The organism is Litorilinea aerophila (assembly GCF_006569185.2).
Classification (GTDB): Bacteria; Chloroflexota; Anaerolineae; order Caldilineales; family Caldilineaceae; genus Litorilinea; species Litorilinea aerophila.
In genome coordinates, this window is the sequence record NZ_VIGC02000009.1 from 159,376 (window position 1) to 177,468 (window position 18,093).

Sequence of the window (18,093 nt, forward strand, 5' to 3'; positions counted from 1 at the left end):
ACTACTGTAAACTTTGTAGTTTGTGCACCAGGGTGGTGGTATTGGGCTCCGTCAACACCGTGCCATCTGGAAAGACAATGGTCGGCACACTGCGATAGCCGTTGTTCAGCCGAATGACTTCCTCTGCCGCTTCTTCGTCATGGATGATGTTCACCTCGGTGTAGGGCACCTGCATGGCCTTCATGATCTCCTTGGCCCGCCAGCAATCCGGACACCAATCGGTGGTATACATGACAATGGCGGCAGTCTGTCTCTCCTGCATCCCTTCAACTCCTGCTCGTAACTAACCTCGACTTGTGACTGATGTTCCTGTTCTAATGGGACCCTGACGCCCACAACACAATCACCTATGATACAATGGAAACGACAAAGGGCCGAAACGGGCCAGCGTTCGAACTGTCATCCCCCAGGCCCTTGGATGGAACGGGGAAGCAGGCCCCGACGTTATCCATTCAACCGCCATCCGCGCATTGGCACCTGGATCGGCGGCATGGGTTGACCCGATGGCCCCCGCCGGATGCGGGATGTTGTGAGCCCTGAATGGCGACAGGCACCCGGGGGGGAGGAAATAGCAGGAGATGCGCCAATTCGTTCGGACGCCAACTGGAGCAGCACTGACGTTGGTGGGCGTGGCCGCCATCCTTGTGGTGGCCATCGGCCTGACACGTGCACCTGGTTCCTACGCAGCGACTAGCCAGGGGGCCTACGCAGGCCCCGTCGAGCCGGTGCCCACATGGACATTCACACCAACGCGCCCTCCCCAGGTGGTGTTGGCGCCCACAGCCACGCCCACCGGCACAGCCACGCCTACGGCCCTTCCCCCGACACCCACCTGGACGCCGGCGCCCACGGCTACCCCCACACCATTCATCCAGCCGCCCCAGGTCGCCGTCACCCTCACAGGCCTGCGCCACATGTGGCAGACCTGGAATAACTGCGGCCCGGCGACTTTGGCCATGGCCCTCAGCTACTACGGCAGCAGCCTGGATCAGGCCGACATCGCCGCAGTGCTGCGCCGTCATCCCGACGACAAAAACGTAGCCCCCCAGGAACTGGCCGACTTTGCCCGCAGCCAGGGCTACCGGGCGCTGGTACGGGTCAACGGCAACGCTCAGCTGCTGCGCACCTTCCTCAGCAACGGCATCCCGGTGGTGCTAGAGACGTGGCTGGAGCCTGAACCCAACGACGGCATGGGCCACTACCGGCTGCTGGTGGGCTACGACGATGCCGCCCAGCACTGGATCGCCTACGACTCCTACGTGAGCGACAACCTGGTGGCCCCGGCGGATGCCCCCTACCAGGGCATCTACCTGTCCTACGCAGAAACCGAAGCCCTCTGGGCCGTCTTCAACCGAACCTACATCCTCATCTACCAGGAGACACAGGAGCCCCTGATCCAGCAGATCCTGGGCGAACAGATGGACGATGCCGTCATGTGGCAGACGGCCCGCCAATCGGCAGAGGCGGTCGTGGGCCAACGGCCCGACGACCCCTTCGCCTGGTTCAACCTGGGCACCGACCTGGTCGCGCTGCAAGACTTCGACGCCGCAGCCCTGGCCTACGACCGGGCCCGGGCCCTGGGGCTCCCCTGGCGCATGCTCTGGTATCAATTTGGCCCCTTCCAGGCCTACCACGCCGTGGGGCGCTACGGCGACGTGGTGGCCCTGGCCGACGCTACCCTGGCCACCACCCAGAGCATCGAGGAGATTCACTACTGGAAGGGACAGGGGCTGGCCGGGCTGGGCGACCTGGCAGGTGCCCGCGCCGCCTGGCAACAGGCCCTGTCCCTCAACCCCGCCTTCGCGCCGGCCCAGGAAGCCCTGGCAAGCCTGCCCAGGTAAATCCCGGCAGGAATTCGCCGACGGTTTCCACCTGTAGTACATGGCTTACCCTGTCCGGCGTGGGAAGGCGGAGCAAGCAGCGCCCCTACAGCGGCGTCTAATGGGCCAACTCCGACGATTGTGAACTATGCCCCCTACACCCGGCCGATTTGACTTTTGAACCCAATCCGTTAAAGTGGATCCAATGTCTTCACATCGCTCCACAACGGGAAAGGGTTCATCCATGAAAGTGGCATTGACATCTCCACGGAGCGGACTCACCCGCACCGAAATGCGCACCATCCCCCACGAAGTGCAAGACCTGGCCGCCGAACTCCAGCGGGTCATCGACGGTGAAGTCCGCTTCGACGGCTATACCCGCATGCTCTACAGCACCGACGCCAGCCTCTACCAGATCCAACCGGTGGGGGTGGTGATCCCCAAGCACGCCGACGACGCTCAGGCCGCCCTGGAACTGGCCCGCCGTCACCAGGTCCCGGTCCTCCCCCGAGGGGGCGGTAGCTCTCTGGCCGGCCAGACCGTGGGCGCGGCCCTGGTGTTGGACTTCAGCAAATACATGGATCAACTCATCACGGTGGATGTGGAGAGCCGCACCGCCACCGCCCAGCCCGGTATCACCGTGGCCAGGCTCAACGGCCTGCTGGCCCGCCACGGCCTGATGCTGGGCCCAGACCCGGCCTCCGCCGACCGGGCCACCATCGGCGGCAGCGTTGCCAACAACGCCACCGGCAGCCACAGTATCCTCTACGGCATGATGGCAGACAACGTGCTGGAAATGTCGGTGCTCCTGGCCGACGGCTCCCGGGCCCACTTCGGCCCGCTGGACCCAGGCGATCTGCCGGCCAAAGCCCGCACCGGTGGACTCGAGGGCCGCATCTATGACACCATCCCCCTCATCCTGCAGGGGGTGATGGAGGAGCTGGTGGAGCGCTGGCCCAAACACTGGCGCCGGGCCTCCGGCTACAACCTGGACCGGCTGGCCGCGTCCCTGCTGCCGCCCGATCAGCGGGCCCGGCTCAGCTTCGACAGCCGCTTCCGGCCCGAGGTCTGTAACCCCACCCGCATCGACCGCTTCAACCTGGCGCAACTGGTGACGGGCAGTGAAGGCACCCTGGCCATCATGACCGACGTCACCCTGCAGCTGGTGCCCCGCCCCCGCCGCACCGCCCTGGCCGTGGTCCACTTCCAGCACCTCCTGGACGCCTGTGCCGCCATCCCCGACATCCTGGAGACAGAGCCCAGCGCGTCGGAGCTGCTGGACAAACAGCTGATGGACCTGGCCCGGGCCCAGCCCGAGTGGGCCAAAAAGCTCCACTTCGTGGAGGGCGACCCGCCGGCCGTGCTGCTCACCGAATACTACGGCGAAGATGAACGGGAGCTGGTCCAGAAGTTAGAGCGGCTGGAAGGGCTGTTGTATGCCCGGGGCTGGCGAAGCACGGTGGTCCGCATTCTGGATCCGGCCCGCATCGCCGATGTCTGGTCCGTGCGAAAGGCTGGGCTCAACTTGCTCATGAGCCGCCGGGGACCGTACAAGCCGGTGCCGGGCATCGAGGATGTGAGCGTACCGCCCGAACGGCTGGCCGACTACCTGGGCGAGATCCTGGCCTTCTGCCGCCAGCAGGAGGACATCCCCGACGTGGCCGTCTATGCCCACGCCTCGGCCGGCTGCCTGCACGTGCGCCCGCTGATCAACCCCAAGTCCGCCCAGGGCGTGGAAATGCTGGCCCGGGTGGGTCGCCGTGCGGCGGAGCTGGCCGTTCAATACCACGGGGCCATGAGCGGCGAACATGGTGACGGCCTGGCCCGCAGCGCCTACAACCCCACCATCTTCGGCCCCACCCTCTACGCCGCGCTCCAGGAGGTCAAGCGCACCTTCGACCCCGACAACCTGCTGAACCCCGGCAAAATCGTGGACGCGCCGCCGCCCACGGAGCACCTGCGCTTCGGCCCCGAGTACCGGACCATCTCCCTGGACACAGTCTTCGACTGGGGGGCGGACGGCGGCTACGCGCCGGCTATCGAGATGTGTAACGGAGCTGGCGTCTGCCGGAAACTGGGGGCCGGCACCATGTGTCCCAGCTACATGGCGACCAAGGACGAACGAGACACCACCCGAGGGCGAGCCAACGCCTTGCGCAATGCCCTGGCTGGTCGCATCCCCCACGAGGAGCTCTTCACCCCGGAGATGAAAGGGGTGATGGACCTCTGCCTGGGCTGCAAGGCCTGCAAGAGCGAATGCCCTTCGGCCGTGGACATGGCCCGCATCAAGGCCGAGTACCTGGTGCACTACCACCGGCACAATGGCCTGCCCCTTTTCAACCGCCTCATGGGCTGGCTGCCCACCCTCAACGCCCTGCTCTACAGGCTGGCACCTGGCCTGGTGCCAGCGGTGAACTGGAGTCTGCGAACGCCGCCGGCCAAAGCCGCGCTGGCCCGCATCGGCATTCACCCCCAGCGCGACCTGCCGGCCTACGCGCCCCAGACCTTCGAACGATGGTTCCACCAGCGCGCCCGCTCGGATGGATCCGGCCAGCGCCCCAATGGACCGGTCATCCTCTTCCACGATACCTGGGTCAACTACAACGAGCCCCACATCGGCCAGGCCATGGTGCGGGTCCTGGAGGCCGCGGGCTACCAGGTCTACCTGGCCGCGGGTCGAAAGTGCTGTGGTCGCCCCCTGATCACCGGTGGCCAGGCAGACAAGGCCCGGCCCTGGGTGGATCACAATGTGGCCCTGCTGGCCCCATATGCCCAGCAAGGGATCCCCATCATCGGGGTGGAGCCCAGCTGCATCCTGACCCTGCGGGATGAATACCTGGCCCTGGCCAGCGATTCCCAGCGGGCCCAGGTCCTGGCGCAGGGGGCCTTCACCTTCGAAGAGTTTGTGGTACGGGAGGTGGAGGCAGGGCGGTTCAAGCCCATGTGGCGCTCGGGCGGCGCCCGGGTCCTACTCCACGGCCACTGTCACCAGAAGGCCCTGGTGGGCAACGAGGCCAGCGTGGCCGCGCTTCAGGCGGCCGGCTACCAGGTGGAGGTCATCCCCAGCGGCTGCTGCGGCATGGCCGGCGACTTCGGCTACGAGACAGAGCACTATGAGATCAGCCGGCGCATCGGCGAGGATCGACTCTTGCCGGCCGTACGCCAGGCGGATCCGGAAGCCCTGATCGTAGCCAGCGGCACCAGCTGCCGCCACCAGATCGAGCACTTCGCCGGTCGACAACCGGTACACCTGGCCGAAGCCCTGGCCGCGGCCCTGGCCGACTGAGGCAAGGGGCGGCTCCCAGCCGCCCGCTGTCGCCAACCGCGAAAAGGCGCTGGTTTGCGGTAGGGGCGGCTCCCAGCCGCCCGATGGTGCCACATCCTGGCGGATAAAGGCACGGGCGACGGCTGCGCTGTCCGGTATGTAGGGGCGAATCATGATTCGCCCACCGCCTACGACCGGGGCCGTGTCCTGTAGGGGCGGCCTCCCGTGCCCGCCCGATGCCGCTGCACAGGCAAAGGATCTCCTACAAAAGTAGGAGATCCTTTGCCACATCCTGACCGTGAGACAATATCGGCCGCCGTGGTATAATGTCACCATCAGACGTACACTGAACCACAAGCCCATTCCATTACCCATCGGATGACCGTGTGATGGTATCCCCCGACCAGATCACTGCCACCCTGTCTCCGGAGTTTCGGCTGCTTTTGGCCTGCAGCCGCCCCCATCTGGATCCTGCCGGGCAGGCCAAGCTTCGAGCGTTGGTACACCGTCCCCTTTGCCCGGACACCTTCGTCGCCCTGGCCGCTACCCACCAGGTGCTCTCCCTGGCCTACCGCCACCTGCAGCGCCTCCATCCGGATTTTCTCCAGCATCCAGCGGGCCATCGCCTGGCTCTGGCTGCCCGCCGCTGGGCCGGTCGTAGCCTGCTGTTGGGCCGGGAATTGGGGCGCCTGTTCCAGGCCGGGATCCCAGCCTTAGCCTACAAGGGCCCGGTCCTGGCCCAACAGTACTACGGGCAGTGCTGGCTACGACCGGCCCAGGATCTGGACCTGTTGGCGCCCGCGTCCGCCTGGCCAGCAGTGCGACGGACGCTCCTGGCCCATGGGTATCAACCTGTCTGCTCCTGGCACCCTGGCCAGCGGGAAGCGCTGCAGCGCCTGGGCAGCCACGAAGCGTTCTGGCATCCAGGCCGGCAGCTTCGCCTGGAACTCCACAGCCGGCTTCTGCCCATCCACCACCAGGTTCCACTGACTGCCGAACAGCTCTGGCATGCTCGCCGGCCTGTTTCGTTCCAGGACACGACTATCGAGACCCTGGCACCGTCCCACCTCCTGCTGGCCCTCTGCATCCATGGGGCCAAACATCGCTGGGAGCGGCTGAAGTGGGTGGTGGATGTGGCTGTCGTGGCAGAGGCACACCCGGACCTGGATTGGCCGTCCCTTCTGGAGGAGGTCACCCGGCTGGGACTTCGCCGCCTGCTGCTGTTGGGCCTGGCGCTGGCCCATGGGCTGCTGGCCGCCCCTGTGCCGGCAGAAATTCGTCAGGCCATCCACGGAGATCCAGCCATCCACAGCCTGGTCCGGGGAACGCTGGCCCTCTGGCAGGAGCCAGGCAGTGGCTCTCCGCCTGTGCCTTTTTCGGCCTATGCCTATTATCTACGGGCCCGAGAACGCCCGGGGGATCGGCTACGCTTCGTGGCGGCCCTCCTGGGGCAGGCCAATCCCCTGGACATGAAGGCGCGGCAGTTGCCGTCCAGCCTGATGCCCGCCTATCGCCTGCTTCGCCCCGTCCGCCTGGTCCGTACCCATGGGTGCCGGCTGCTGCTGCGAACCCTGGGCCAGCTCATCCGGACCTTCGGGGCACCATGATGGAGCTGGAGGGTCCGATGGTCTTTCAGCAGGGCGCAGAGGAGCGGCGGGTGGACGGGGAAACGCTGACGCTCCATATCCACGGGTTCAACATCCACATCGAAAGCGACGATCCCCACACGCTGGCGGGGCTAGCTCAACTGTACGCGGCATTCCGGACGCCTGTTTCGGGCCATCCCCACCTGACCATTCGAATCCGCTGTAGGACTTCGGCCAGCGGGGATCCGCCGGCCCTGGCGATTGGCCACCTGTGGGAACCCCTGCCCGCACTGCCCTACCGGGAGGCCTACATCTGCGAGCGCGTCCAACAGGCCATCCTGGAGAGGTTGACTCCCTTTCTGCCCCTACACGCGGCCTGCATCAGCCGGAACGGCCAGGGTACACTGCTGGCAGGCGAATCCCATCACGGCAAGAGCACCCTGGCCCTCGCCCTGGCCCTTCGACAGGTCACAGTGCTGGGCGACGAGGTGGCGCTCCTCCACCCGGCGGAGGAGCGTCTGTACCCTTTTCCCCGGGCCCTCTCCCTGCGACCGGACACCTTGCACCGGCTGGCTCGCCCAGCCCTGGCCAGAATGGCCCAGCCCTGGGGCGACCGACTCCTGCTGGACCTTGCAAAGTTTCCGACGAGCCATCCTCACCCTGCCCCTGTGGCCATCCGCCACGTAATCTTCCTGGAGAGTGCCCACGGTCCCCCATCCGGCCGGGCCCAGCAGGGACCCTTCTGGCTGTTCACAGAACCGACAGGCCCGGCCTTCATCCACGCCCTGGCCGCGCTGCCTGGGGTGCGGCACGTCATTCCCATGGGCGCCGGCCAGGTGGAGGTCCATCCCCGACCAGGCCAGCGGACGGCCGCCATGCGCCAGGCGGAACAGCTGTGTCGGCAGGCCGGTATCCCACTGCTGAACCTGATCCGCACCCGGCTACGGCCACCAGCGTTCGGGAACGAGTCCCGGCTGCTGGCCCTGTCTCCCAGCCAGGGGGTATGCCGCCTCCTCAACCACTGCCTGACCGGCCGACCGGCAGGGACATCTGGGGAGCACGGCCAGGGCGAGGTGGGGCAGCTGCTGATGCAATTGGCGCGAGGGACCCGCGGCGCGGTCTTTCACCGGCTGACGCTGGGTCCCCTGCCCCAAATGTTGGCGCACCTTGACCGCCTGTTGTCTTCAGAACGGATGTCGTTAGAGACGGAGCAGCAAGAATCGCATAGGTCTTGCAAGCTATCCATCTGAAACCGAGGAGCATGCGTACCATCATCCCCCGACGACGCCGCTCTTCCCGCGATGTGCGTCCCTGCATCATGAGCCCCGTTGGTTCCTGGCCGCTCGCCCTGCTGCTGGTCTTGTCCACAGCCATGGGCGGCGGGTTACCGGCATCGGTCGCCAGGGCGGCCAACACCCGATGGCAAACCGACGTGACCCTCCTCCAGGCTGACGCCGACTCCATGGAGCTGCTCTTCACCGCCACCCTGCCCCATCCCGGGGATGGAAGCCCGCCGCCAGAGGCGTTGAGCCGGACAGTGCTCCTGGGCGTGCCCACCCTGGCCGGCCTCCGGCTGGAGATCCTGGATGCCATCTCAATCCCCCTGGCCCCCCAGGCCGGGCTCACACCGTCTGCCGGAGAGCCGGTGGCGCTGGTGGAGCAGGGCTACCTGGGCGAGCAGGCGGTGGTTGCGCTGACCTTTACACCCCTGCAACAGGCTAAGGTAGACTCGGACCAGCTCCGCCTGTATCGCCGCCTCCGGGTAGCGCTGCGCTGGGATACAGTGGCCGCAGCGGCAGGCCCCGTCCCAACCCGGCCCCTCTACGCCGACCTGTGGCAGACCACCCTGTTCAACGGTCCTACGCCAACGGCTCAGGCGCCTGAAGCCATTCCCGTTCCACCGCCCAGGCCGGCGGCAGCCGCGAACTCCTGGCCCGCGCTGAAGATCTTCGTGGACCAGACGGGTATCTACCGGCTGACCTACGACGAGCTGCTCCAGGCCGGGCTGGATCTGGCCACCCTGGATCCCCGCCACTTGCAGCTCTGGCACCGGGGCATCCAGCAGGCCATCCTGGTAGACGGTGAGGCGGACGGCCGCTTTGATAACGGTGACACCCTCCTCTTCTTCGGCCAGGGCATCGACCTGCACGGCCCAGATGGCCTCTACACCACCGAGAATGTCTACTGGCTCCAGGTGGGCCCCGAACCGGGTATCCGCATGGCAACCCGAGACGGGACACCCGACGGGGCGGTGCCTGTGGCCCAGACATTTCCAGAGCATCGCCACGTGGAGGTGGACACGGCCTACTGGCAGACCATGCCGCCCGACCTGGGCACAGACCGCTGGTTCTGGGGCACCCGGCTCAGCCCCAACAGCGAGGGGATGCCGGCTAGCCGGGACTATCCTTTCACCCTGGCCCCGCCGCCAGCCGACATCCCAGAGTCGGCCACCCTCCGGGCCCGGCTCAAGGGCTACACCGCCGGCGCCCACCGAACCCGACTGATCCTGAACGGCACACCTATCGACGAGCAGACATGGCAGGGACAGGCCGACTTCGATCACGTGGTGACCATCGACCACAGCCTGCTCCAGGCCGGTGACAATGTCCTCACGGTGGAGGCCCTGGAGAGCGGCACGGAGCCCGACCAGGTGCTGGTCAACTGGCTGGAAGTGGACTATCTGGCAGGCTACCTGGCCCAAGACGATGAGCTGGCCTTCTCACTGCCCGGCCCAGGCTCCTGGCAGGTGGTCATCCCAGGCTTCACCCAGTCGACCATCACCGTGCTGGACGTCAGCCGGCCGGAGGCGCCGGTGCGTCTGGTGAATGGGCAGGTGCTGGCCCAGGATACCGGCTACTGGCTACACCTGACCGACACCGCCTCGACCATGCCCCGCTACTGGGCCGCCACACCGGCCCGCTACCGCCGCCCCCTGCGCATCCAGGCGGACCGCCCTTCCCAGTGGCGCTCGCCAACCCACGGTGCGGACTATGTGGTGATCACCCACGCCAATTTCTACACCAGCGCCCTGCGTCTGGCCGGGCACCGCCAGGGCCAGGGGCTGCGGGTCGCAGTGGTGGACGTGGCCGACCTCTACGATGAGTTCAGCGACGGCATCTTCAATCCCCGGGCTATCCGGGATTTCCTGGCCTACGCCTACCGGTACTGGCAGCCACCGGCTCCCACCTACGTCCTGCTGCTGGGCGATGCCTACCAGGACTACCGGGACATCCTGGGATTCGACCGGGTGAACTACGTGCCCTCCCAGGTGATCGCCACCCGGGATTTCGGCGAAACGTCGTCGGACAACTGGTTTGTGACGGTTCATGGGGACGATCCCCTGCCCGACCTGCTCATTGGCCGCCTGCCGGCCCGCACAGCCCAGGAGGCAGAGGCCATGGTCAACAAGATCATCGACTATGACCGGTACCCACCGGAACCGGTGTGGGATCGCCAGGTCCTGCTGGTGGCCGATGACGACGACCCGCTATTCAGCGCCATCTCCCAGGACTTGCGGCAACGCCTGCCGCCCGATTACCAGGCACAACTGCTGGACATGGCCGACTTCCCGCCGGGCGATCCCACGGCGGCCATCCTGGCCGCTATCAACCAGGGACGCCTGCTGGTGAACTACGCCGGCCACGGCGAGTACTACCGCTGGGGCCTGTGGCAGGGTGGAACCATCCTGGAGCTGGCCGACGTGGCGGCCCTGGACAACCAGACACGCCTTCCCTTCATCACCGTGGCCAATTGCCTCAACGGTTTCTTCAGCGGCCCCAACCCCAGCCTGGCGGAAGGATTCCTGGCCCACGGGCAGGGAGGTGCGGTGGCCGTCTGGGCGCCCACGGGCCTGGGTCAGCCCGCCGGCCATCGGATCCTTCTGGATGCGCTCTACGATGCCTTCTTCCGGGATAGCCTCCTGTCCCTGGGAGCGGCCACTGCCGCCGCCCGCATCACAGCCTTCAGCCGCAGCCCGGCCTGGCGGAACCTCCTGGACACCTACGCCCTGTTGGGCGATCCGGCCACCGTGCTGGGCGCGCCGCCCAATCCCCCGCGCCTCACAGCCGTGGAACCACCCGCCGGGGCGCAGGAGGTACCCATCGATACGTCCATTGTCCTCACCTTCAGCAAGCGAATGGACCCGGCCACCGTCCAGGTGACCGGCGTGGAGAATGCCACCGCGGTCTGGAACGCCACCGGTACCCGGCTCACGCTTAACCATCCCCCGCTGGCCCATGGTCGAACCTATCAACTGCAGGTATTCGGGCAGGACAGCGGGGGTAACCCGCTGGCAGAGGGGGAGATCCCTAACCCCTGGCATTTCCAGGTGAGCCAGGACGACATCCCACCTCAAGTCGTGGTCACGGTGGAAACAGGCGTGGACCCCACCCGGCCAACCATCCACCTCCGCTTTTCTGAGCCGGTGCGCCCCGGCAGCGTCGCCATCCAACTGACGCCATCCCTCCAGTCGCCGCCGGGCGAGGAGGAAACCCGTTTGAGCTTGCTCTGGGCGGAGGACGGCCGGGAAGCCTGGCTGGCACAGGTACCCTGGATGCCCGGCACGGTCTACACCTTACGGGTGGAGAGGGCCCAGGACCTGGCGGGTAATCCGCTGGTGGCGCCGGTGGCCATCCAGTTTCACGTGGCGGACCGGCATCAGGTCTACCTGCCCCAGATCCAGCAGCCGTAGGGGCAGGTGCTCCTTCGCCACGCAAGGATGACTCCCCTGCAAAAAGGGCATTTTTAAACGCAAAGGCAGAAAGGCGCAAAGGCGCAAAGAAACGCAGGAGAGAGCAACCCGAATCAGCGTTCATCGGCGTGGGTCAGCGTCCTCATTTGACCTTTGTGCAGTAGAGCCCAGGATGCGTGACCTACGTGAGAATCCATGGGTCTATTGCCATCGGGCTGGAATAGTTCTCGTCACAGAATCCGTCACAGGAGGAGAAGATCCCATGAGACGAGCCTGGATCGCTGGAGTGAGCGCGGCCATCGCGTGGTTGACGGCTGCGCTGTCGGCCCTGGCCGTGCAGAGCGGCCCGTCCTTCACGCTGGATCCGCCCACGGTAGTGTTTATTAACGAGATCCATTACGACAATGCAGGCACAGATACGGGCGAGGCGGTGGAGCTCGTGGCGCCGGCAGGCACAGACCTGTCGGCCATGGCCCTGGTCTTCTACAACGGCGCGAACGGCACCGTCTACCGCACTGTGGCCGCGCCGGAAACGGCGGCGGGCCAGTGTGGTGACTACGATGTCTACGTCATCAAGCTGTCGACCAACGGCATCCAGAATGACATGGATGGGATAGCCCTGGTCAACACGGCCACCGACACCCTGGTCCAGTTCCTCAGCTACGAAGGGAGCTTCACCGCCGCCGACGGGCCGGCCGCCGGCTACACCAGCACCGACATCGGCGTCCAGGAATCCAACTCGACCCCCATCAGCCGCTCCCTCCAGCTCAGCGGGCCGGTCATCACCACAACCACCTCCGGCAGCACGTACAACGACTTCACCTGGCATGGCCCCATCTCAGATACTTTCGGCGCCTGTAACACCGGCCAGATGCTCACCTTTCCGCCCACCCTGGTGACGCTCCTCGCCTTTGACGCCCGGGTGGATGGGGAGACGGTCCACCTGACGTGGGAAAGTGGGGTGGAGGTGGATAACGCCGGCTTCCACCTCTACCGGGCCAGGGATTCAGCCGGACCATACCGCCGCATCACGGAGCAGCTCATCGCCCCCCGGGCCGAGCCGGGCCAGGGAGCCCGTTACCACTTCACGGATCGTCCGGGCCCAGGCACCCACTTCTACCAGCTGGAGGACGTGGATAACCGGGGCGTTGCCACCCGCCACGGCCCCATCCAGGTGACCCTCCTGCAGACCACCGCCCTATCCCATGGGCCACGCCTCTACCTGCCCCATGTGCAGCGTTGAGCCGTGCAACCGTGGGCCCACGCCAGCCACGGCCGGGATAGTGGCTCTGCGCCTCTGGCGACAAGCCCACCGTAGTCACTGGTTCCCCATCCAGGGCCAGAGCATGTGGCCCTTCCTGCAGGAGGGGGATCGCATCCTGGTGGCCCATGGGGCGTCGGAGATCCGGGCAGGGGATGTGATCCTGATGGCCTACCCCGGGCCGGCGGACGGTGGCACGCGCCTGGTAGCCCACCGCTTACTCCGCCGACAGCGCCGGGGCGATACGATCATCTTCCAGACCAAAGGAGACAGCCGCCGTCGACCCGACCCACCCCTCCCAGCCAGCGCCCTGGCCGGCAAGGTCATCGCAGTGGCGCGCGGGGGCCGCGTCCGCCGGGTAGACGGGCCGCTCTGGCGGGCGCTGGGATGGTTCCTGGCCTGGGCCGGGCCGTGGATGTATCGGGCCAGGAGCTGCGGCTGTCCCAGGAGAAGGAGAACGAGATGAATAGCAGGAACGAAGGACATCTAAACGCCAAGCGGGGTGCGACGAGCCAGGAAAGATCTCCAGATCAGGAGCGGCCGCCCTACGAACCGCCCCGGCTGCGCACCTACACCGAGGAGGAACTGTTGAACGAGCTGGGGCCAGCCCAGACCGGCGGCTATATCAATCCATTTGGGGAGGATATCCTGTGAGTAGAAGCCTGTGTCCCCGGCGTCGTAACGGATTACTGGAGGAGGCCATGGGGGAGGAGCTGGTGGTGTATGACCCTGAGACGCAGAAGATCCACTTTCTCAACGGGACAGCCAGCCTGGTCTGGCAGCTGTGCGACGGCCGTCACCCACTCCCAGAACTGGCGGCGGCCCTCCACATCCGCTTCCACGTCCCGGCGGACCGGAATGTGGAAGCGGATGTGGAGGCGCTGTTGGCCGAGCTCGACCGGCAGGGCCTGCTGGCAGACCCCTGTCCGGCCAGGAGACCGGACCTGCGACATGGGGCGTGAAGGGGAAACCCTCGGCAAATTTCTGCCGGGATTCACCGGCGCCCGGACTCAGCCGCCAGCCAGGAAGGCGTCGATGGCCTCCTTGCTGATGCGGTATTGGGAGCCGATCTTGCGGGCCTTGAGCTCGCCGCTGTCGATGATGGCCTGGACATCGGCGGGAGAGACCTTGAGATAGGCCGCGGCTTCCTCCAGGGTCATCACTGCCGGCGCGGCGGGGCTACCCTGGGATTGGGGCGCCTGGGCCTGACCGCCCTGCTGGGTGCCGCTCATGGCGTTGGCGATCATGCCGGCCATGCCGGCGCCCATGCCGATGCCCGCACCGAGCCCCAGCCCTTCGCCGGTGCCGCCACCGGATTTGGCCGCGTCGCCCACAGCCTGGGCCGCCTTGTACTTCATGTAGGCGTCCAGGTTGCCGATGGCGCCCATGCTGGCCCGCTCGTCGATGGCCTTGGCCGTCTCCTCGGTAGGGTTGATGGAGACGATCATGAACTGCTTGAGGCTGATGCCCAGGGCCAGGAAGTCATCCTGTACCTTGGCCTTCATGGCCGCGCCAATTTCGTCGAAGAGCTGGGGCAGGTCGAAGATGCTCTTCATGTTCTCGCCCAGCACATCGGTGAGGCGGCTGATGATGACACCCCGCAGGTAGTCTTCGATCTGGGCGGTGGTGTAGATGCCCTGGGTGCCCACAATCTGGTCCACAAAGCGCTTGGGATCCGCGATCTGCATGGTGTACTGGCCGAACCCACGCAGCCGCACCAGACCCAGGTCCGTGTCCCGCAGGCTGATGGGCTGGGGCGTTCCCCACTTCAGGTCGGTGAACTCCCGCATGTTGGTGAAGTAGACTTCCGCCGTGAAGATGTCGGCGCCGCCCGTCCCCAGCCGCAACAGGCTGGCGAGGATGGGCAGGTTCATGGTGGTGATGGTGTGTCGGCCCGGCCCGAAGACGTCCAGCGACTTGCCATCCCGGTAGAAGACGGCTCGCTGGCTCTCCCGGACGATCACCTGGCTGCCCAGACGGAAGTCCCCGGACCCATACTCGGGTACACGCACCACCAGGTCGTTTGGCCCCTGGTTGGGCGCTTCGATGACGTCAATAATTCTTGGCATAATCTGATCCTCTCTGGATGCTCAAGCGAAGTCCCGTCCTAATGCTCTTCACCATGCTCTTCACCCTCTCCCGATGAAGCGTCGCCGGTGGATGGCTCCCCCAGCCACGTCTCGTCCACTTCGGGTAGCTGGCCGGGATCGGTCAACAGGTCGGGTGACAGGATGGCCTCCCGGCGGCGGTTAAAGAGGGTATTCAACTGGTCGATCAGCCCGGTGAGCTGGGCCGCCACCGCTCCGATGGATTCATTGCTGGCGACCGCATCCTGGAGGGCCCGCACCCCCTTCTGGACGGCGACCACCTTCTCGGCCAGGGCCACATCGAAGCGATGGAGCGCCTCTAGCTGTTGCTCCTGGATGCGCACCGCGTCGAAGAGCCCCGCGTATCCCATGCTGGCGGTCTTCACCCGGTCGATGAGGATCTGGAGCTTGCGGATGGCCCCGTCCACGTCGTCGAGCCACTGGAGCCCGCCGCTCTTGAGCAAGCTGTTTTGGAGGGTCAGCAAAGCCTGCTTCTGCTCCTCCAACTGGCCGGCAATCAGCTCCCGCAGCCGTTTGTCAGCATCGCGGCGCAGCTCCTTATCCACATAGCCACGAATGCCGGGCAGCCCTTTGAGGAGCCGCTCAATGGCGCCCATGTTGGCCCTGGCTTCATCCACAAATCGGTCGGTCATCAGATCCTCCTGTCTGGAACGTCTGTTCCAAGAACGAACAACACTTGCCGGATCAACGGGGCCAAACCGGTCGGCACCTTCACCCGGCCACCTGGGGCGCCTCGTCGGCCGTTGCCGCCGCGGCCCGCTTGGTCAGAAACACTTCACTGCCACAATAGGGGCAGACGATCAGGCCCTTGCCGGCGAAGCGCAGTTCGCCACCACAGTTGGGACACTTGCGGTTCTCGGTCAGGGCCTGGCTCTCCACGCTGTAGAGGATCCCTTTCTGCCAGTTGATGGCGCCGCTGAAGAGCTGCTTGCCCACCAGATCCCGGATCATCTCCTCCACCGTTTCCCGGGGTTCGCCCAGCTCCGCCACCAGTTCACCGATGGTCACCTGGCCCTGGGTCAAAACCATGTTGAGAATCTTCTTCTCCTGTTGGACAAAGGCAAACTGCACCTGTTCCGCAGTGCCCTGGCGAAACAGATAGGCGCCAATGCCGAAGATGGGCGCCAGCACCAACAGGGCGAGCAGGATGCCCAGGGCCATGCCGCCGCCCGTGGTCTCTCCGCTGCCCAGGGCAACCACCACCCACCCCAGGAAGGCGAGAAAGAGCAGCACACTCCCGGCCATCAGTCCCACGCCAACCGTCCGTCCTCCGCCGATCATGGTCTCCCTTTCTGGATGCTGGTTCTACCCATGGTGGCTCAACTTCACGTCCAACTTCTCAACTTTACGTCCGACTTCTTTACGTCCAACTTCAGGCAGGGCTTAACCAAAGCCACCGCCGCCGCCACCACCGCCACCGCCGCCGAAGCTGCCGCCGCCACTCCAGCCACCGCCACCGCTCCAGCCACCGCCGGAGGAGGAGCCAGAGGGCCGGCTGGCCATGGTGCTGCTGGCGCTGGTCAGCATGGCGCCCAGGCCCGCGCTCATGGCGCTCAGGCTGGTCCCCATGCCCCGGCTCATGTCCCCCAGGCCGCCGCCCAGGGAGCCGCCCCCTTCGCGGGAGCCGCCACCGCCACCGCCGCCCGCCGTCACCACCGGCCCCGTACCCCAGGGCGACCCGTAGTAGCGACGCCGATAGGGGCCGTACAGATCGGGCGAGGGGATGTACCAACCCGGCGCGGGCGCATCCACGGCCTCAAACTTGCGGATGTACTCCTTGTCTATGCCAAAGGCGATGGCATAAGGCAGCCAGCGATCCCAGATCTCCTTCTGGACTTCCACGTCGGTGTAGCGCTCCATGTGCCGCAGATACTCCTTGAAGGCCCGCCAGCGGGCTGCAGCCAGGGCGCCCTCGTGGGTCTTGCGGGGCATGGCCCGGGAGAGGATGAGGAGCCCCACCGCGGTGACGCCCAGGCCCACGCCGGGCAGGATGGCCGCGCCCGTCAAGTTGCCAAAGGCAGCCATCAGCACGAAAGCCACGCCTGCAGCCAGGAAGAGGCCGAAGACGGCCAGGCAGCCGTACTGGTTGCGCACGCTCTCCGGGCTGCGGGGGAAGAGCCCGGCGTCCACCACGGCCTGGTACATCTGCTGGCGGATGCGCGGCAGCTTGTTGTAAAATTTGTTCTTCAGGTCAGAGAGGCGTACCTCCTCTTTCCGCCCAAAGAGGGCCTTCAGCAGTTCCTCTTCGAAGGGGCGCAGGGGCACATCATCCCGCTCTCGCCGATAGATAAAGTCGGTGCCGGTGCGGAAGAAACCCTCGGTCTTCTCCTCAGTAATGCTGATGACCTTGCGCCGGGCCAGGTCCACGATGGTGGCCAGGATGTCCTCCATATCCACGGTCTCGTCCAGCAGCGTGCCGGCCAGGCCGGGCGGCAGATCATCCGGCGGTTCGGGCAGATAATCGGCGACCATCTCCACGGGTTGGTCCCGGCCAAAGCGATACCAGAGGGCATAGAGCAGGGCGGGGCCTCCCAACATCAACAGCAGGCCCAGGGCACCGAAGCCGAGGGTCGCAATGGGTCTCCATCGCTCTTGAAGCGCGAGCTCGGCCTCGCGGCGGGCCGCTTCCGCGTCGGCCGCCTGCTGCCACGGCTGGGGAGCACCGTCCACCACCCCGGGGGTGAACTGGACCCGAACCTCGAATTCCTCCCCCCCGTTGAGCCGACGGGTCAGGTCGAACAGGACGGCCCGATTCCCTTCCACCAGGGTGGCTGTGGCGGCATCCCGGGCATCCTGGCCGTTGATGTAGGCGGCCCACTGCTGAATGGTGGCCCGCTCGGGCATGATGACCCGCACCCGGCCGGCCAGCACCGGCGCGCTGCGCTCGCCGTAAATGGCCTTCCACCAGATCTGATCGCCCTCATCGTAGTAGCGCAGGCCGCCATGCACCCGGTAGCGTAGGGTGTAGGTTTCGCTGGCGTTGGCCATGGGTGGAAAGTACCAGCGAATCACGTAGCGGCTGGCGCTCTCCTCCAGGGAAAAGGTGTACGGTTGCTGGCTCCCCCGGTCCAGCGTGTAGGTGTGGCCGCTCTCGTCGGTGAGACGCCAATTGTCGATGTATGAGAAATAACGGATGGGAATCTCTCGATAGCCGAAGGTAAAGGTGCCGCTGGTAAAACGGATGCCCTGATGCTCTACGACGTCAAAGGTGCCGTCGGCATTGACGACGATATCCACATCAAAGCGCTCAAAAACGAAGGATTTGTCCTGGGCATAGGCGGTAGAAGCCCCCGTCAACAGGAGGCAAAAAGCCAGCAGCAAGGTCAGCAGAAATGTAGGCCAGGGAATACGCATAGCTCCTCC

Annotated in this window: 14 protein-coding genes; 9 read left to right on the forward strand and 5 right to left on the reverse strand. The window is 65.9% G+C overall.

The genetic code is table 11. The features are described from left to right. Position 1 precedes the first annotated feature (1 nt). A complete protein-coding gene (locus tag FKZ61_RS09020; RefSeq protein ID WP_141609752.1) occupies positions 2 to 262 on the reverse strand; it encodes a glutaredoxin family protein in 261 nt (86 codons plus the stop codon). 316 nt (positions 263 to 578) lie between these two features. Here FKZ61_RS09020 and FKZ61_RS09025 point away from each other — a divergent pair, with 316 nt between their 5' ends. The 9 genes from FKZ61_RS09025 (at position 579) to FKZ61_RS09065 (ending at position 13,584) form a co-directional block, all read left to right on the forward strand. Beyond that, positions 579 to 1,841, forward strand: coding sequence for a C39 family peptidase (locus FKZ61_RS09025; protein ID WP_141609753.1), 1,263 nt, complete (start codon positions 579 to 581; stop codon positions 1,839 to 1,841). A 223-nt stretch (positions 1,842 to 2,064) separates the two neighbouring features. Beyond that, positions 2,065 to 5,106: an FAD-binding and (Fe-S)-binding domain-containing protein gene (locus FKZ61_RS09030; protein ID WP_141609754.1), complete on the forward strand. Its 3,042-nt coding sequence runs from the start codon at positions 2,065 to 2,067 to the stop codon at positions 5,104 to 5,106. A gap of 368 nt (positions 5,107 to 5,474) precedes the next feature. Continuing rightward, positions 5,475 to 6,692, forward strand: coding sequence for a nucleotidyltransferase family protein (locus FKZ61_RS09035; protein WP_229964200.1), 1,218 nt, complete (start codon positions 5,475 to 5,477; stop codon positions 6,690 to 6,692). Positions 6,693 to 6,709: 17 nt separating this feature from the next. Continuing rightward, entirely contained in the window at positions 6,710 to 7,921 is a 1,212-nt protein-coding gene (locus tag FKZ61_RS09040; RefSeq protein ID WP_141609756.1) for a hypothetical protein, read from the forward strand. An 11-nt stretch (positions 7,922 to 7,932) separates the two neighbouring features. Then, the gene (locus tag FKZ61_RS09045) at positions 7,933 to 11,361 is read left to right on the forward strand and encodes a C25 family cysteine peptidase (RefSeq protein ID WP_141609757.1); all 3,429 of its coding nucleotides are present in this window, start codon (positions 7,933 to 7,935) and stop codon (positions 11,359 to 11,361) included. A 262-nt stretch (positions 11,362 to 11,623) separates the two neighbouring features. Then, positions 11,624 to 12,604 carry a hypothetical protein gene (locus FKZ61_RS09050; RefSeq protein ID WP_141609758.1) on the forward strand — a complete coding sequence of 327 codons (981 nt, stop codon included), beginning with the start codon at positions 11,624 to 11,626 and terminating at the stop codon, positions 12,602 to 12,604. 103 nt (positions 12,605 to 12,707) lie between these two features. Then, positions 12,708 to 13,088, forward strand: a complete 381-nt coding sequence (locus FKZ61_RS09055) for a S24/S26 family peptidase (protein WP_170199477.1) — start codon at positions 12,708 to 12,710, stop codon at positions 13,086 to 13,088. Further along, positions 13,085 to 13,276, forward strand: a complete 192-nt coding sequence (locus FKZ61_RS09060; protein ID WP_141609760.1) for a hypothetical protein — start codon at positions 13,085 to 13,087, stop codon at positions 13,274 to 13,276. The genes FKZ61_RS09055 and FKZ61_RS09060 overlap by 4 nt, the downstream gene beginning before the upstream one ends. Next, the gene (locus FKZ61_RS09065) at positions 13,273 to 13,584 is read left to right on the forward strand and encodes an HPr-rel-A system PqqD family peptide chaperone (protein WP_141609761.1); all 312 of its coding nucleotides are present in this window, start codon (positions 13,273 to 13,275) and stop codon (positions 13,582 to 13,584) included. Before FKZ61_RS09060 ends, FKZ61_RS09065 begins: the two co-directional genes overlap by 4 nt. A 48-nt stretch (positions 13,585 to 13,632) precedes the next feature. Here FKZ61_RS09065 and FKZ61_RS09070 read toward each other — a convergent pair whose 3' ends face one another. The 4 genes from FKZ61_RS09070 to FKZ61_RS09085 form a co-directional block, all read right to left on the reverse strand. Further along, positions 13,633 to 14,691, reverse strand: coding sequence for an SPFH domain-containing protein (locus tag FKZ61_RS09070; RefSeq protein WP_141609762.1), 1,059 nt, complete (start codon positions 14,689 to 14,691; stop codon positions 13,633 to 13,635). A 38-nt stretch (positions 14,692 to 14,729) separates the two neighbouring features. Further along, positions 14,730 to 15,362 carry a hypothetical protein gene (locus FKZ61_RS09075; RefSeq protein ID WP_141609763.1) on the reverse strand — a complete coding sequence of 211 codons (633 nt, stop codon included), beginning with the start codon at positions 15,360 to 15,362 and terminating at the stop codon, positions 14,730 to 14,732. A 79-nt stretch (positions 15,363 to 15,441) separates the two neighbouring features. After that, the gene (locus FKZ61_RS09080; RefSeq protein WP_141609764.1) at positions 15,442 to 16,011 is read right to left on the reverse strand and encodes a BlaI/MecI/CopY family transcriptional regulator; all 570 of its coding nucleotides are present in this window, start codon (positions 16,009 to 16,011) and stop codon (positions 15,442 to 15,444) included. 102 nt (positions 16,012 to 16,113) lie between these two features. Then, on the reverse strand, positions 16,114 to 18,084 hold the full coding sequence (locus tag FKZ61_RS09085; protein ID WP_141609765.1) for a DUF2207 domain-containing protein: 1,971 nt from the start codon (positions 18,082 to 18,084) through the stop codon (positions 16,114 to 16,116). Positions 18,085 to 18,093: the final 9 nt, after the last annotated feature.